Here is a 15,516-nt window from a genome sequence, read left to right as displayed (position 1 = left end):
ACCTTTAGCTTTTCGGAGAGCGCTATGAAGTTGAATGCCCTGCGTCACGGCCTTGCCGGTTTGTCCCTCGTCCTGCTGGCTGCGGGCGTCGCCCAGGCCGAGGAACCCAAGCAGCTATTCTTCTACAACTGGACCGACTACTACCCGGTGGAACTGCTGGCCAAGTTCGAGAAGGAGACCGGCATCAAGGTCACCATGGACGGCTACGACAGCAATGAAACCCTGCTGGCGAAACTGCAGGCCGGCGGTGCGGCATACGACGTGATCGTGCCGTCGCACTCGATCATGCAGACGCTGATCAATCAGGACCTGCTGCTGGAAATCGACACGCCCACGCTGGCCAACTTCCAGTTCGTCAAACCGGCCTTCCGCGATCCGGGCTTCGATCCCGGTCGCAAGTACTCGGCGCCCTACCTGTGGGGCACCACCGGTTTCTCCTACGACAGCGCGCGGGTGCCGGGCGGCAAGCTGGATAACTCGTGGAAGGAGTTCTTCGAGCCGCGTCCGGAGCTGCAGGGGCAGGTCGCCGCGCTCGACACGCCGAGCAGCCTGATCAACGCCGCCGCGCATTACCTCAACGTCGACGAGTGCACCGAGAACCCGCAGGATGCGAAGAAGATTCTCGAGCTGCTGCAGAAGCAGAAGCCCTTCCTGAAGATGTACAGCTCGGACAACACCGTAGACCGCATGGCCTCCGGCGAAGTGGTGCTGATGCAGAACTGGAACGGCTCCACCGCCCGCGCCACCTTGCAGAAGAGCACCATCAAGTACGTCTACCCGCGCGAGGGCGTGGCGTCCTTCCAGGACAACTTTGCCGTGCCGAAAAGCGCGCCGCATCCGGAGAACGCCAAGGTCTTCATCAACTGGATGATGAAGCCGGAGAACGCCGCCGCGGTGACCAACGCCATCGCCTATTCCAATGGCATCCAGACCGACCAGTTGCTCGACGCCAAGTGGAAGGTCATGGACGCCATCAACATGCCCGAGGAATACGCACAGCGCCTGCGCCTGGAAAAGGAATGCAGCAACAAGTCCCGCGAGCTGCAGGACCGCATCTGGTCCAAGCTGAAGGGCTGATGGTCCGACCGGGCTCCGTACCCGGGACTGCTCTTCGTAGGACCGAGGGGGACGCCTAGTCCTTGCTCGCGAACAGACTCCGGGTTGACCGACGTTGTGCGGTTCGCGAGCAAGCTCGCTCCTACCAGTTTGAACCCGGAGCGCGCGTCGTCGTGCTCATTGGCGGATAACCGCAAGCGGTTATCCGCCCTTCGTTTTCAACAAGATCCGAGGTCCCCATGACCGACAGCTACTGGCTGCGCAACATCCGTCCGCTCGGTAACGCGGCGGAAGATTTCCTGATCCACAACGGCCGCATCGCCGAGCGCCGCCCGGCGAGCGGCGTCGCCATTGCACAGGACGACGTCGACGGTGCCGGCCAGCTCCTGCTGCCGCCGCTGGTAGAGAGCCATTGCCACCTGGACAAGACACTCTGGGGCCAACCCTGGCGGCCTAACAGCGCCGGGCCGACGCTCAAGGACTACATTGCCAACGAACGCCGCGTTCTGCGCGAGATCGAGGCGCCGATTTCCGAGCGTGCCGGCGCGCTGCTGGAGCAGTGCATCGCCCGCGGCTCGCTGACCTTCCGTTGCCACGTGGACATCGACCCCGAGCTGGGCCTGCGCCATGTGGTCGCCATGCAGGCGCTACGCGAACGGTACGCTGATCTGATCGACATGCAGTTCGTGGTCTTCCCGCAGACCGGCCTGGTCAGTCGCCCTGGCACCGCCGAGCTGATGCGCGAGGCGATGCAACTGGGCGTGGAAAACGTCGGCGGCCTCGACCCCTGTGGCATCGACGACGACCCCATCGCCCAGCTGGATATCGTCTTCGGCCTCGCCGTGGAATTCGGCCGGGGCGTCGATATCCATCTGCACGACAAGGGCGAGCTGGGCCTCTGGCAGATCGCCCGCATCGCCGACTTCACCGAGCGCCACGGCCTGCAGGGCAAGGTCATGATCAGCCACGCCTACTGCCTGGGCATGGCGCCCTGGGAGCAGGTCGAGCCGCTGGCCGAGCGACTCTCCGAGCTAGGCATTTCCCTGATGAGCTCCGCCCCGGCCGATACCCCGGTGCCGCCGTTCCTCGCCTTGCGCGAAGCCGGCGTGAACCTGTGCCTGGGCAGCGATGGCATCCGCGATGCCTGGTCGCCCATGGGCAACGGCGACATGCTCGAACGCGCGATGCTGCTGGCCTTCCGCTTCGACCTGTGCAAGGACGACGACCTTGCCGCCGCCTTCGCCGCTGCCACTGCTAACGGCGCTCGCGCGCTGGGCCGGGAGCCGGCGCGTATCGAGGTCGGTGCGCCAGCGGACTTCCTCCTGCTACCGGTCGAATCCCTCGGCGAGGCCGTGGTCGCGCGTCCAGCGCAGCGTCAGGTATTCAAGGCCGGCAGGCTGATCGCCGAGCATGGGCGGCTGCTGGAGTCGCGCCTGTGAGCGGTGCGCGCCTCGGCCTGAAAGCCAGCTTCGTGGTCGGCTTCGACGGCACGCAGCATGTGCTCTGGCGTCACGGCGAAGTCGTGTTCGAGGACGGGAAAATACTCTTCGTCGGACGCGGCTTTCCTGGTGACGTCGGCCAGTGGATCGATTACGGCCACGCGCTGGTCGGCCCCGGTTTCATTGATCTTGATGCGCTGGGCGATCTCGATTCCACGGTGCTCACCCTGGATAACGGCGCCGAATGGAACATGGGCCGCGTCTGGTCCGAGGATTATCTGCGCACCGGCCCGAGCGAGTGCTACAGCGCGGACGAGGAGCTGTTCAAATACCGCTACGCCTTCACCCAACTGATCCGCAACGGTATCACCACCGCCATGCCGATCACCTCCATGTACTACCGGCGCTGGGCCGAGCACTACGACGAGTTCGCCGGGGTTGCCGCGCTCTCCGGTGAGTTGGGCCTGCGCACCTATCTCGGTCCCTGCTACATGAGCGGGATGACCTACGCCCGCGCTGACGGCAGCCCCGCGCAGCACTGGGATGAAGCCGCAGGGCTCGCCGGATTGAAGGAAGCCGAACGCTTCTTCCGCGACTTCGACGGTGCACACAATAGCCTGGTACGCGGCGCGCTGTTGCCCGATCGCATCGAAACCTGCACACCCGCGCTGCTGGAACGCACCGCCGCCGTCCAGCGTGAACTGAACGCGCCGCTGCGCCTGCACTGCTGCCAGTCGCGCTACGAAGTGGAGCTGGTGCGCCGCCTGCGCGACACGTCCTCGCTGCAATGGCTCGACAGCTACGGCCTGCTCAACCCGCGCAGCGTGCTGCCCCACGGCATCCTGCACAGCGGCGATCACGAATTGCAGCGCCTCGCCGACACCGGCGCAAGCCTGGTGCATTGCCCCGTGGTGTTTGCCCGCGAGGGTGACGCGCTGGATTCCTTCGGTGCCTACCGCGCGCGCGGCATCAATCTCGCCATGGGCACCGACACCTTCCCGGCGGACATGCTCGACAACCTGCGCCAGGGCCTGAACATCGCGCGGGTGAAGGAGGGTGATGCCGAGCACACGCGCATGCTCGATCTGTACAACGCCGCCACCCTCGGCGGTGCCCAGGCGCTGGGCCGCGATGACCTCGGCCGTCTCGCCGTCGGCGCGCGTGCGGACATCACGGTGTTCCGCCTGGGTGATTTCCACCAGGGGCCATTCTTCGATCCGCTGAAGAACCTGTTCACCGCCGGCCGCGGCGACGATTGCATCGCCAGCTTCATCGACGGCCGCAGCGTGATGCAGGGCGGCCAGGTGATCGGCGTCGATTACGCCGACCTGCAACACCGCGCTGACGCACTGTTCCAGAAACAGATGCAGCACCACGCAGAGCGTGCCTTTGGCAACCCGCCGTGGCGCACGCTGTTCCGTTCCGCGATTCCCTTTGCCGACTCGTACAGCACCGCCGCACCGCTGCTCGATGCCCACGCACCGCAGGCTCATTGAAGGATCAATCCATGCTCAGCTTCGACTTCCAGCAGCTGTCCGCCCGCGAGAAATACAAGATCCTCATCGGCAGCGTCGTGCCGCGGCCCATCGCGCTGGTCACGACCATCGACGCCGAAGGCCGCGCCAACGCCGCCCCCTTCAGCTTCTTCAACGCCCTTTCTGCCGACCCGCCGATCCTCGCCCTGGGCGTGGAGAACTACAGCGACCTGAGCCCGAAGGACACCACGCTGAACATCCGTAACAATCAGGAATTCACCGTGAACATCGTCTCCGACGCGCTGGTGGAAGCCATGAACGTCTGCGCCGTGCCCTTCGAGCCAGGCTTCGACGAACTGGTCGCCGCCGGCCTCACCGCCATCCCCGGCACCCGCGTTGGCTGCCCGCGCATCGGCGAGGCGCCGGTTGCACTGGAGTGCCGGAGGATGATGGCGCTGTCCATCGGCCAATCGCGAGAGATCATCCTTGGCGAAGTGCTGATGGCCCATGTGCGCGACGACCTGATCGACCCGGCGACGCTTTATATCGATCAGCTCGGCCTCGACGCCATCGGCCGCATGGGCGGGCATGGTTATGCGCGTACGCGGGAATACTTCGACTTGCCCACGCGCTCGCTGAAGCAATGGATGGAAACACCAGGTGCGGGAGAGCGTTTGTGGGCAGTGGCTGAAGAACTCGCCTGATCATCCAGGCGCCCTCCGCTGCGCGTCTACTGCTTGGCGAGCGATCCTGTCTCAGGGGCTGGCTCTTCGAAGTGAGTGGGGATGAGGGGCCGGTGCTACATGACCTGGAGTCGCTGAATAACGCCCTGCTTGCAGGGTGTTTTCTTTGCCTCTTCAGCATCGTTGAGCTCTGGAAGCGATTTATCACGCGTCTGCCGGGGGCGACCAGGTAACGCATGCCAGAGTTCCGTGTCGAAGTGTCTGCGGGCCCGCAAGGATTTTTGATGGTCAGGATGTGGTCGTTGCGTCGGCAAAGAGGAGCGGTGGTGATTTACCTTCGAACGTGTTGGTAAATGCTGCGTAAGTTCGCAGTATTGAAAGGAATTTCGCCTAGGCCAGCCTGGGCTGTCTGGCTGTCGCCGAGACATAAAGACGGTCTATCACCGTTGTAATAGGAAATAAATACCGACGAACGTGCAGTTCTTTTCCCTACCCGAACGCCTGTTTGGTAGGGTGTCATTATGCCAGTAATCGGATTTTTCCTACATTTTTTGCGTTTTTCCTCACCTTAATAAATCCATAATTTTGGTGTGAAGCGTTTTTCGTTTTCGGAAAGGACAAGGGAATGCCACTACTGAAAACCAGCCTTATCGCCCAGCCTCCGCCGTCAATGCCGGAGTCTGGGCGTCGTCAGAGAAGGTCGGCGGCAGCCTGTTCACCCAGGCCTGCGTGCGGCTCGTAGTTGGATGCCGCGGCATCATTCCATTCCGTAGCAATTGCCTAGCCAGTACGACGAAAGCGTCGGCTGCGTGGCTGTACGGGATGGTTCGAGCAGAGAGACATCTGCCGATTTTGTTTGAAGGATTTTGGCGCGTTTTGCGCTGAATTGTTGGGGGAGCATCGCCGGCGCACTGTAAGCCGCGCGGTGAACTTTGCCTTGAATGCACACGAACTGCGCGGCGGACTAAAAATCCCTTGCCTGCGCAGCGGCGTCATTCGGCCTTGGGAAAGTGAGGGAGTGTCGTGAGTTTCCAGCTGGGGGTGGGGAGCGGTATCTGGTCGGTCGTCCAGGTATCGATAGAGAGGGCAAGACTGGGCTTGAAATCAGAGTCCACCAGGACCCGTCTCGGGCTTGCGTGGTGGGTACTCGAGCCGCTGATCATGCTCGGCATCTACTACATGGTGTTCGGGCAGTTGCTGCGTATTCCCGTGGAGGACTACGCCGTGTTCCTGATCATTGGCGTGACCTTCTGGACTTGGTTCAGCAAGAGCGTGCTCAACTGCACGGATGCCATCTACGAGAAGAAATTCATTCTCGAACACTGCACCGTGGACCCGCTGATTTTCCCTCTGACATCCATCTTCAAGGATGTGGTCAAGGAATCGGTTGTAGTCGCTCTGTTGCTGGTCCTGCTCTGCGCCTTGGGGCTGCGACCGACGCTGGTCTGGCTGTACTTGCCTCTCATCGCGTTCGTCCAGTTGATCATCACGGCAGGCATCGGCGTTTTCGTGGCCGGCCTCATTCCGTTCATGCCCGATCTGCGCATCCTGATCTCCACCGGCATGCAATTCCTGATGTTCGCTTCCGGGATTTTCTACACGAAAGACATCGTTCCTGGGCAGTTCCATACCCTGTTCGAGCTCAACCCGCTGGCATCGCTGGTCAATCTGTACCGCGAGGTGCTGATGTACGATCGCGCTCCGCCGCTGGAAGAACTGTTCACCTTGTTCAGCGGCGGTTTGGCGGTGTTCCTGGTCGCGGCTCTCTTCGTGGCGAACAACAAGAACTCCTATGCCATGGCGTTGAGCAAATGAACGACACCTACGCTTTGACTGCAGACGGCCTGTCGCTGTCTTTCCGTAATGGTCTGGGACTCTTCTCCAGGGGCTCGACCGGCGTGCTCCACGACGTTTCTTTCTCCATCGGCCATGGTGAGACTTTCGGCGTGGTGGGCGGCAATGGCGCCGGCAAAAGCACCCTGCTCAAGGTGCTGGCGGGCATTTACCAGCCCACCCGTGGCCGCGTGCGCCGCTCGGTTTCCAATATCTCGCTGCTCAACCTGCAGTTGGGCTTCGACGACAACCTCGATGCACGCGACAACATCGTGCTCAGCGGCATGTTCATGGGCATGACCCGCAAGCGCATGCGCGAGCTTTGCGCCGAAATCCTCGATTACGCCGAGCTGGCCGACGCCGCGTCGCAGCCGGTGCGCGGCTATTCCACCGGCATGCGTGCGCGCCTGGGGTTCGCCATTTCCAAGTGCGCGCGGCCGGACGTGATCCTGCTGGATGAAGTGCTAAGCGTCGGCGACGGGCACTTCCGCGAGAAGGCCGAAGCCACTATGCGGGAAATGATGGCCGGCAATCAGACCGTGGTGTTCGTGTCCCACGACTCCAGTCGTATCAGAGAGCTGTGCAGCCGTGTGTGCTGGCTCAAGGATGGACGCGTACAGATGCTCGGCCCGACCAGCGAAATCATGGACGCGTACGACGAATTCATTCTGCGCAAGTGAAGGAAAAGCAGATGCTCAACATAGTAGTTCCCATGGCAGGCGCCGGTAGCCGTTTTGCGGTCGCAGGATACAAGGATCCCAAGCCGCTGATCCCGGTGCATTCGGTGCCGATGATCAAGGTGGTGATCGATAACCTGACGCCGGCCTGCGAGCACCGCTTCATCTTCATTTGCCAGGCCGCCCACGTTGAGGCCTATGGCCTGAAAGACAAGCTGCAGGAGTGGGCGCCGGGCTGTGCCATCGTCGAGCTCGACGGCCTGACCGAAGGCGCCGCGTGCACCGTCTACGCCGCCAAGGAGCTGATCGACTCGAACGATCCGGTGATGATCGCCAACAGCGACCAGTACGTGGATATCGACATCAACGACTACCTGCGTGCCATGGAAGAACAGCAGGCCGATGGCCTGATCATGACCATGAAGGCTGACGATCCCAAGTGGTCCTTCGTCGGTTTCGACGCTGCCGGCCGCATCGATCGCGTCATCGAGAAGGAAGTGATCTCCGACGAAGCCACCGTCGGTATCTACAACTTCCGCAGCGGCCAACAACTGATTACCGCCATCGAATCGATGTTCGACAAGGGCCTGCGCGTCAATGGTGAGTTCTATGTTGCGCCGGCCTACAACGAGATGATCGGGCAGGACGCCCGCATCGTTCACTACAGCATCGGCTCGGAAGGGGCGGGCATGTACGGTCTGGGCATTCCAGCCGACCTGAACCTGTTCCTCAGCCTGCCGGTCAGCCAGTCGGCCACCGCGGGGCGCTGAGCATGCAGATCATCAGTCATCGCGGCTACTGGCTGGAGAAGGCCGAGCGCAACTTGAAGGTTGCCTTCGAGCGCTCGTTCGACCTGGGCTTCGGCACCGAGACCGACGTGCGTGATGTGGCCGGTCGCCTGGTCATATCCCACGACATGCCGTGCGGCGATGAGATGTCGCTCGACGATCTGCTGGACATCATGGCCGGGCGCAACCTCCCGCTGGCCATGAACATCAAGGCAGACGGACTGTGCGAGGCGCTCAAGAGCGCCTTCGCGGCGCGCGGCCACAGCAACTGGTTCGTCTTCGACATGGCCGTCCCGGACATGCGCAGCTATCTCGCTGCGGGTGTAAGCACCTACACCCGCCAGAGCGAGGTCGAGCCGGCGCCTGCCTGGCTGAACGAGGCGGATGGCATCTGGCTCGATAGCTTCGGCGTCGAGTGGTACTCCCGCGATCAGATCGCCGACCTCCTGGCTGGCGGCAAGCAGATCTGCGTCGTCTCCTCGGAGTTGCACGGCCGCGAACATCTGCCGCTTTGGCAACTGCTGGGCGATTTCCAGGACGCGGCGAATCTGACGCTGTGCACCGATCTGCCCGAATCCGCCCGTACTTTCTTCAAGGAATGAACTCATGATCAAAGCAGTGATATTCGACATGGACGGTGTGCTGATCGAGGCGAAGGAGTGGCACTACGATGCCCTGAACAAGGCGTTGAATCTGTTTGGCCACACCATCAGCCGCCACGACCACCTGACCACCTATGATGGTCTGCCGACCTCGCGCAAGCTCAACATGCTCAGCGTCGAGCACGACCTGCCCAAAGAGCTGCACGGCTTCATCAATGAGATGAAGCAGGCGTACACGATGGAAATCGTCTACTCGCAGTGCAAGCCGACCTTCAATCACCAGTACGCGCTGTCGTCGCTGAAAAACCGTGGTTACAAGCTTGCCGTGGCCTCCAACTCCATTCGCCACACCGTCGAAGTGATGATGGAGAAGGCGCGTCTGGATCAGTACCTGGACCTGAAACTGTCCAACGAAGACGTCAAGAGCCCCAAGCCTGCTCCGGACATCTACACCAAGGCCATCCAGTCCTTCGGTCTTTCCCCTGACGAGTGCCTGATTGTCGAAGACAACGAGAACGGTATTCGCGCAGCTCGCGCTTCCGGCGCACACGTTCTGGTGGTCGAGGACGTCGAGGACGTCAACCTGGAAAACATCACCCGCCGCATCGAGCAGATCGAAGCCCAGCGGCAAGAGCGGCCGGAGGCCTGATCATGCGCAAACTGAACATCGTACTGCTGGCCGGTGGTGAAGGCACTTCGGTGAAGGCCGAGAGCAACTACCCCGACTACCTGTCCGAGCGCGACGGTATCCCGCTGATCCAGCACCTGGTGGAACGTTGCCTGTCGCTGGAGCCGGCACGCATCATCTGCATGCTGCCCAAGGGGGACGTCTCCAAGTACCACCTGCGCAATATGCTCCAGCAGATGAGCCCGGTGGCCAGCGTGCATGCCGTCCAGGCGCTGACCATGGGGGCGGCGTGCACCGCGCTCCTGGCGGCGGAAAGCATCGACAACGATGACGAGTTGCTGATCCTCAATTGCAACGAACTGCTCGATGGTTCGCTGCGAGACATCGTCGGCGGCTTCCGCAGCGACCAGTGCGATGCCGGCGTGGTCATCTTCAAATCCCTGCACCCGCGCTACTCCTTCGCTCGCCTGAACGACGAAGGCTACGTCGTCGAAGCAGCGGAGAAAAACCCGATCAGCAACCACGCGGTGGCGGGCCTGTACTGGTTCGACCGGGGTGCGGTATTCGTCGAGGCGGTGAAGGAAATGATCCGCAAGGACGCCAAAGTCAACGATGTGTTCTACATCGCGCCGGCGTTGAACGAACTGGTACTGCAGCACAAGAGGATCGGCACCTTCCGCGTCGAGCTGAACCAGTACCACCCGCTGAAGAACACCCATCAGCTGCACGCTTTCGAAACGGTAGGCGCCCGATGAATTCCGCGAATCTCAAAGACATGGTCAAGGGCTGGTTCGTCGGCGGCTTCACACCCACTGCGTTCAGCACGCAAGCTTGCGAAGTGGCGGTCAAGCCATACCAGGCCGGCGACGCCGAAGCGGCGCATTATCACAAGATCGCCACCGAGGTGACGCTGGTGCTCTCCGGTGAAGTGGAAATGTGCGGCAAGGTCTGGGGCGCTGGTGAAATCGTGGTGCTAGAGCCAGGTGATGTCACCGCGTTCAAGGCCCTTTCCGATGCGGTCACCGTTGTAGTCAAGGTGCCTGGAGCACTGAACGACAAGTACCTCGTAGAAGCATGAAGACGATTGCGCTCCAACACGATGCGAAGCTGGGCTATCTGACGCCCAAGCAACTGCGTGACATTCCGCTCGACCTGAGCTTGCCGCAAGCATGCGAGCGGCTGATTTCCTTCCGCCAGTTCAAGGGCCGCCAGGCCGACATCACGATCAGGAAGCTGCACGCTGCCAAGCGTCCGCTGGACATCTACGGAGCGGGCTCCTACTGCTTCTACGGCGTGCAAAGCGATTCGCCCCTGAGTCCGCTGCTGCTGTGGGATGCTGCCCACTTTCTGGAAGTGGGGCAAACGCTGACGCTGATCGAAGACACGCCTCAGCCCAGCTACCTGGATCGAGACTACTTCCAGGTAGCACTGACCTGCATCGAGCGCAGTGCTACTCGCGTCACCTATCAAAAGTCGGCGCGTCTGCCGGCCGAGGCCGATGACGACCTCGACAGCTGGACCTTCGGCCTGCCGGTTGGTCCGGAAGACGCCACGGTGCTCAACGCCGTCGTGCAGCGCATCCTCGAACTGGATATTCCCAACAAGGAAATTCTCCTCTGCGGCACACCGGGCAAGAACTTCCGCTACTTCGATCAGGTGCGCATTGTCGGCGAGGACATTACCGCGCCGCCGGTGCAGATCTGCAAGAAGAAGAACCGCCTGGCCCAGGAAGCGCGCTACAACAACCTGGTGATCCTGCACGACCGCGTCTTCCTGCCCAGCCATTTCGGCGAGATGGTGCGTCGCTTTGGCCCGCGCTATCCGCTCATGACGCTGCAAAGCCTGTTCTTCGACAATCGAATGTGCATGTACCCGCGTCGTTACTCCGACCTGGGCCGCTCGATGAATGAGATGGGTGGTGGCATCAAGGGGCTGCACCGTACCGATCAAAGTGCGGTGACCGTTGCGCCTTCGACCTTCACCGAACTCGAGCGCTCCGGCTTCTGCTTCGCCAATCCGATCCGCTACAACAACGACATCTCCTATCCCACCGGCAGCCTCTACATCTGCCGCAGGGAAGTGTGGAATCTCTGCCCGTTGGACGAGTCGCTGCTGTGGGTGGAATACGAGGATATCGAGCACGGCGTGCGCAGCTCCAAATTGGGCGTGCCCACCCGCATCAATCCGCACGGTATTACGCAAAGCATCACCTCGCGAGCGGTGCTGGGCTCCAGCGCCTACATCGAAGTTCCCAACGGCGCGATTGCGTCGGCCTCGCCGAATTTCCTTTCGTTGCTGCCGAAGAAGCCGCTGCTACGTATGACCCCTGCCGCAGCGCTGGCCAGGCTTCAGCTGTTCGCCGCCCGCTATGTCAGCGACGAAAGCGCCCCGTCGATCCCCACCGGTCTCAAGGACCTGGGGGCTCGCCGATGGGTACGCCTGATCAGCACGGTGGTGCGTCATTCCTCGTTTGCCAACGATCTGGCCTCGGTCCGCCAGTTCATCTCCGATTTCGAGAAGCTGGTGCTGCTGGATCAACTGCCTGACGGACTGCGCCTGGAGTACGAGCAGAAGTTCCTCAAGGACCCGGCCGACGCCAAGCGCAATTTCATCATCGACTGCTGGCCGGTGCGCAGCATGATCAAGCAGCGCACGGTTCAGACCTGGTTCTTCGAGACTCCACGGGAATACTTCCACAGCCGTGTGCTGTCGCTTCCCGGCGTCCTGCTTTCCGCGCTGAACCTCTATCGGAAGAATGGCCGGTTTTTCTATTTCACCAGCTTCAAGGAGTGCGTTCGAGCCATCCATAACTCGACGCCCTTCGACTCCTACGCGAAGGCCGACTCGTGAAAGTATTCGTCGTCGCCCGGGATGCCGGGACAGTGGATCTTGATGGTCTCGTCGCGAGACTGTCTGCGATCCAGACGGAAGATGCGCCCAGAAGCAGCATCATTGCAGTGGATAACTTCTACAACCTAGTGGCTCAGCCAGACACCGAGCTGGGGGCGCGCAGAGGCTTCCTGCTCGATGACTTCCTGCATGAGAAGGGAAGTTTCGCCGATGGCAAGGTTGTGCTCGATACCAATCGGATTGCCGAGCAGATCGGCTCCATCGAGCAGGACTGGCTGGTCTTCGACTTCGGCCAGCATGCGCTCAGTACGGGCGAAGACTTTATCGGCAAGCTGGCGACCTGCCTCTTCATGCTGCCTCCGGCCCGGCAGTCGAAGCTGGTGTTCATCGTCCCTCGCGTCCAGTTGCCTTTGTATCTGCGTGCCAGCAATGCCGCGCTCAACGTCCTGCCGGAAATCCGCAGCCTGTCTGGTAGCTCACTGGAGACCGACTTGCTGTTTCTTTCCGCCACGACCGAAAAACTCGTGGCCAGAATTCCGCTGCTCAAATGGCCATTCGTGATGTTGCGGGCGCTGGCGCGGTTCGCCATCCGCAGAGTCAGCAATCGGGCGCGGGCGTAAGGACGAACCATGGAAAGTGTAAAGCGTAGAACCTTCGTCTCCGGAATGCTGGTGCTGGCTGGCGGCCTGGCTGGTCATGCGATCACCAAGGGCGTCACCAATGCCAACGCGCGGCGCTTCGATCCGCACTCATTCGTGATGCGCAACAAGCACCTGAACCTGCAGTTGGTATCTCAGGAGCTGCTGCTCAAGATTCTCTCGCGGCGGGTCACCGAGCGGGACCGGATGGCGTTGATGGGGCAGTTGGTGAACCCCAACCGTCATCTCATTGTGGCCGACGCCGCCAAGCGCCTGCATGGCGTTCCAGGCTTCTTCCGAGTGACTGAATAAGTATGTTTGTAGATACCCTGATCATCGGCAATGGCTTTGCTGGCCGCAGTGTGGCGAGCGAACTCCATGGAGACGTTCTGATCGTCGAGCGCGGCGAGAAGTTCAACATCTTCGAACGTCGCCAGCGCTTCTACGAGATCCAGAAGGAAGGCAAGATCGACCGCCACTCGGCGATGATCCGTCACTCCTATGTTTCGGCCCTGCCGTTCAACAAGCCGGAGAAGATTGGTGGTGACTGCCGCTCGGAATACATCGTGGTGGATGGCGGCTGTTCCAATCACTGGGGCGGGCTGAGCTTCCGGCTCACCGAAAACGTGTTCTCCGATCGCACGGGCACCTTTGCCTGGCCCTTCACCATGGAGCAGATGAAACCCTTCTACTCCAAGGCCGAGCAGCTGCTGCGCATCGCCGCCGATCCGCATGACCCCGATGGGCGCAATGCGCGCGCCAAGATCAAGGGTGTTGCCAAGTGGCGGGCCGCACTGGAGCCCTATTTCCCGGCGGCCTACATCGGTGCGCAGTCACACAACCTGACCGGCGACAACTCCAATGGCCAGGGCTCCTGCATGGGCGCCGGGGATTGCGAACTCTGCCCCATGGACGCCAAGACCCGATCGCTGCATATCCAGGCCGGCAAGCGCGTGCTCAATGGGGTCATGGTCGAGTCCCTGCGCTTCGAGGAGGGCAAGGCGGTGGAAGCGCTCTGCATGACCCAGGAAGGGCCACTGAGCATCCGCTTCAACCGAGTCATCGTGGCCGCTCACGGTGTCGAGTCGATGAAGTTGCTGCTCAAGAGCAACCTGCCCCAGGCCACGCCGGCGCATCTGATGGGGCATCACTATCAGGACCACGCCATCGCCCAGCTGACCTGCGTGCTGCCTGACTCGGCGATTCCGTATCACGAATTGAACACCTCCTCGCAGCTCGTCATCCCGGAGCTGTCGGGCGAGCGCGACGGTATCGAATACACCACGCTGGGATTGATGACCCCCATCTCCGATCAGTCGCTCAGTGGCGCCATCGATCTGAACAAGATCAACCACTGGGATCTGGAGGAAGCCATTCGCGGTGTCGGTTCGACGCTGGCCCTGTTCATCCTGTTGGAGATTCCGCCGGAGTGGGACGTGGCCATCGGCTACAAGAACGGCAAGATCACCCTGGACAGCGAGGCCTATCACCGCGAAAAGGGGATCTACGACAAGATCGTCAAGGACATCTACGACAAGATCGAGGCGGTGGGAGCGGTGCCGCTCAAGAGCGGTGAGATGAAGCACTACAACAAGTGGTTCGGCACTCACCACCTGGTCGGTACGCTGGGCATGGGCAATGGTCCGCGCTCGGTGGTGGACGGCGAATTCAAGTTGCGTGGCACAGAAAACGTCTATGTCACCGGCTCCGCCGTATTCCCGCGCTGTGGCTCGCGCAACCCTACGGTGACTGTCGTGGCGCTGAGCCTGATGTTGGCCGATCAACTCAACGGCCGCGTATGAGCATCACCTCCCGGCAACTGACCGTCCTGCTTCAGGGGCCGCTGAGCGACGGCGTCGCGGACCTGGCGGGGCGCGCCATCGAATCGGTCAGACGCTATCTGCCGGACGCGCAGATTGTGCTTGCCACCACCGACATCAGCCGCAGTCCCTCGTATGAGGGCGTGGTTGTCGTCGCGGATGGCTCGGCTGCGCAATTTGAAGACGTGAACGGCAACGTCAACAACGTGAACAAGTTGATCTCGACCATGATCAACGGGCTGGCACGGGTCGAACGGGAATACTGCCTGAAGCTGAGAACCGACCATGTCCTTTGCAGCGATGTGGTGCTCGCGCGCATTGGCGGGCAAGCGTCGGCAAAATTTTTCGCCGAGCGAGTCGGGGTGTCCAACCTGTTCCTGCGCAACCCGTGCAAGGTTCCGTACCTGTTCCACCTCACCGACACCTTGCAGTTCGGGCGTACTGAAGATCTGCGCAAGCTCTGGGGCAGCGAGCTCATACCCAAGGACTTCCTGTACCGTTCCGGCGGCCCTCGCACGAACCCGATTGGTACTTTCCAGGGGTTCACCTCGTTCCGTCTTCTGCCAGAGCAGGCGATATTTCTGCGCTTTGCTCAGCGCAATGGCCTGCGCCTGGATCTTGAGCATATCTCGCACACCAGCTTCGAGCTGTTCAGTGCGTGGGAAGAGCTGTTGCTGGAGAACTTCGAGCTTCACGATTGGCAGAGTCTGGGGGTAGAGCCTCCTGGTCGATTTCTCAGCGCGCCCTACGCGCCGGAGTCGTTGATGACCGAGCAGGATATGCACATCCTGCGTACGCAACGCTCGCCCTCGCAAAAGGCACTGCGTTACGCCGACCTGCTGATCAACAAGTACCTGCTGTGCTGGTTCCACCGGCGCTGGCTGGTCTCGGTAGCATCGCTGGTGCTCTTTTCGTTTTCATCCAGTGCCGCTGTGACGGTCCGGAATTTCTATCGGCGGGTCAATGGCGCAGGGCGAGTCTGAGAAGTATCGAACCGTGAGGGTTGAGTTCCGCTTCGCCGAATTGG

Annotated in this window: 16 protein-coding genes; all 16 read left to right on the top strand. The window is 61.4% G+C overall.

The genetic code is table 11. The annotated features are described in order from the left end of the window. Nucleotides 1-24: 24 nt before the first annotated feature. The 16 genes from A9513_RS20745 to A9513_RS20670 all read left to right on the top strand — a co-directional run bounded on the left by A9513_RS20745 (nt 25) and on the right by A9513_RS20670 (nt 15,472). Complete coding sequence (locus tag A9513_RS20745; protein WP_065085469.1) at nt 25-1,077, top strand: extracellular solute-binding protein; 1,053 nt, start codon at nt 25-27, stop codon at nt 1,075-1,077. Nucleotides 1,078-1,295: 218 nt separating this feature from the next. Continuing rightward, nucleotides 1,296-2,495 (top strand): amidohydrolase family protein, encoded by a 1,200-nt coding sequence (locus A9513_RS20740; RefSeq protein WP_065085468.1) that lies wholly within the window; start codon nt 1,296-1,298, stop codon nt 2,493-2,495. After that, the gene (locus A9513_RS20735; RefSeq protein ID WP_065085467.1) at nt 2,492-3,991 is read left to right on the top strand and encodes an amidohydrolase family protein; all 1,500 of its coding nucleotides are present in this window, start codon (nt 2,492-2,494) and stop codon (nt 3,989-3,991) included. The genes A9513_RS20740 and A9513_RS20735 overlap by 4 nt, the downstream gene beginning before the upstream one ends. A gap of 11 nt (nt 3,992-4,002) precedes the next feature. Then, nucleotides 4,003-4,674, top strand: a complete 672-nt coding sequence (locus A9513_RS20730; protein WP_065085466.1) for a flavin reductase family protein — start codon at nt 4,003-4,005, stop codon at nt 4,672-4,674. Between the two features lie 1,002 nt (nt 4,675-5,676). Beyond that, nucleotides 5,677-6,468, top strand: coding sequence for an ABC transporter permease (locus A9513_RS20725; RefSeq protein WP_141678467.1), 792 nt, complete (start codon nt 5,677-5,679; stop codon nt 6,466-6,468). Continuing rightward, nucleotides 6,465-7,166, top strand: coding sequence for an ABC transporter ATP-binding protein (locus tag A9513_RS20720; protein WP_037016694.1), 702 nt, complete (start codon nt 6,465-6,467; stop codon nt 7,164-7,166). Before A9513_RS20725 ends, A9513_RS20720 begins: the two co-directional genes overlap by 4 nt. 11 nt (nt 7,167-7,177) lie before the next feature. Next, nucleotides 7,178-7,933, top strand: a complete 756-nt coding sequence (locus tag A9513_RS20715; RefSeq protein ID WP_065085464.1) for a glycosyltransferase family 2 protein — start codon at nt 7,178-7,180, stop codon at nt 7,931-7,933. Nucleotides 7,934-7,935: 2 nt separating this feature from the next. Further along, nucleotides 7,936-8,553, top strand: coding sequence for a phosphodiesterase (locus A9513_RS20710; protein ID WP_037016700.1), 618 nt, complete (start codon nt 7,936-7,938; stop codon nt 8,551-8,553). A gap of 4 nt (nt 8,554-8,557) precedes the next feature. Next, nucleotides 8,558-9,202 carry an HAD family phosphatase gene (locus A9513_RS20705; RefSeq protein WP_065085463.1) on the top strand — a complete coding sequence of 215 codons (645 nt, stop codon included), beginning with the start codon at nt 8,558-8,560 and terminating at the stop codon, nt 9,200-9,202. A gap of 2 nt (nt 9,203-9,204) precedes the next feature. Further along, entirely contained in the window at nt 9,205-9,936 is a 732-nt protein-coding gene (locus A9513_RS20700; RefSeq protein WP_037016703.1) for a glycosyltransferase family 2 protein, read from the top strand. After that, on the top strand, nt 9,933-10,259 hold the full coding sequence (locus A9513_RS20695) for a hypothetical protein (protein WP_037016706.1): 327 nt from the start codon (nt 9,933-9,935) through the stop codon (nt 10,257-10,259). The genes A9513_RS20700 and A9513_RS20695 overlap by 4 nt, the downstream gene beginning before the upstream one ends. Beyond that, nucleotides 10,256-12,031 (top strand): hypothetical protein, encoded by a 1,776-nt coding sequence (locus A9513_RS20690; protein ID WP_065085462.1) that lies wholly within the window; start codon nt 10,256-10,258, stop codon nt 12,029-12,031. Before A9513_RS20695 ends, A9513_RS20690 begins: the two co-directional genes overlap by 4 nt. After that, the gene (locus A9513_RS20685; RefSeq protein ID WP_065327739.1) at nt 12,028-12,651 is read left to right on the top strand and encodes a hypothetical protein; all 624 of its coding nucleotides are present in this window, start codon (nt 12,028-12,030) and stop codon (nt 12,649-12,651) included. Before A9513_RS20690 ends, A9513_RS20685 begins: the two co-directional genes overlap by 4 nt. Before the next feature lie 9 nt (nt 12,652-12,660). Then, nucleotides 12,661-12,981, top strand: coding sequence for a hypothetical protein (locus A9513_RS20680; protein ID WP_141678466.1), 321 nt, complete (start codon nt 12,661-12,663; stop codon nt 12,979-12,981). A 2-nt stretch (nt 12,982-12,983) separates the two neighbouring features. Continuing rightward, entirely contained in the window at nt 12,984-14,471 is a 1,488-nt protein-coding gene (locus tag A9513_RS20675; RefSeq protein ID WP_037016717.1) for a GMC oxidoreductase, read from the top strand. Continuing rightward, nucleotides 14,468-15,472, top strand: a complete 1,005-nt coding sequence (locus A9513_RS20670) for a WavE lipopolysaccharide synthesis family protein (RefSeq protein WP_065085459.1) — start codon at nt 14,468-14,470, stop codon at nt 15,470-15,472. The genes A9513_RS20675 and A9513_RS20670 overlap by 4 nt, the downstream gene beginning before the upstream one ends. The last annotated feature ends 44 nt before the right edge of the window (nt 15,473-15,516 follow it).

This window comes from Pseudomonas sp. AU12215, from assembly GCF_001675465.2.
In the GTDB taxonomy this organism is placed as follows: Bacteria; Pseudomonadota; Gammaproteobacteria; order Pseudomonadales; family Pseudomonadaceae; genus Pseudomonas; species Pseudomonas nitroreducens.
Note: the sequence above shows the minus strand (reverse complement) of the source record. Positions and strands in the feature narration are given on the sequence as shown.

Bases quoted from the DNA above. Each gene is read 5' to 3' on its own strand.
- A9513_RS20745 (WP_065085469.1), top strand. From the start codon at position 25: ATGAAGTTGAATGCCCTGCGTCACGGCCTTGCCGGTTTGTCCCTCGTC.
- A9513_RS20740 (WP_065085468.1), top strand. From the start codon at position 1,296: ATGACCGACAGCTACTGGCTGCGCAACATCCGTCCGCTCGGTAACGCG.
- A9513_RS20730 (WP_065085466.1), top strand. From the start codon at position 4,003: ATGCTCAGCTTCGACTTCCAGCAGCTGTCCGCCCGCGAGAAATACAAG.
- A9513_RS20720 (WP_037016694.1), top strand. From the start codon at position 6,465: ATGAACGACACCTACGCTTTGACTGCAGACGGCCTGTCGCTGTCTTTC.
- A9513_RS20715 (WP_065085464.1), top strand. From the start codon at position 7,178: ATGCTCAACATAGTAGTTCCCATGGCAGGCGCCGGTAGCCGTTTTGCG.
- A9513_RS20710 (WP_037016700.1), top strand. From the start codon at position 7,936: ATGCAGATCATCAGTCATCGCGGCTACTGGCTGGAGAAGGCCGAGCGC.
- A9513_RS20705 (WP_065085463.1), top strand. From the start codon at position 8,558: ATGATCAAAGCAGTGATATTCGACATGGACGGTGTGCTGATCGAGGCG.
- A9513_RS20700 (WP_037016703.1), top strand. From the start codon at position 9,205: ATGCGCAAACTGAACATCGTACTGCTGGCCGGTGGTGAAGGCACTTCG.
- A9513_RS20695 (WP_037016706.1), top strand. From the start codon at position 9,933: ATGAATTCCGCGAATCTCAAAGACATGGTCAAGGGCTGGTTCGTCGGC.
- A9513_RS20690 (WP_065085462.1), top strand. From the start codon at position 10,256: ATGAAGACGATTGCGCTCCAACACGATGCGAAGCTGGGCTATCTGACG.
- A9513_RS20680 (WP_141678466.1), top strand. From the start codon at position 12,661: ATGGAAAGTGTAAAGCGTAGAACCTTCGTCTCCGGAATGCTGGTGCTG.
- A9513_RS20675 (WP_037016717.1), top strand. From the start codon at position 12,984: ATGTTTGTAGATACCCTGATCATCGGCAATGGCTTTGCTGGCCGCAGT.
- A9513_RS20670 (WP_065085459.1), top strand. From the start codon at position 14,468: ATGAGCATCACCTCCCGGCAACTGACCGTCCTGCTTCAGGGGCCGCTG.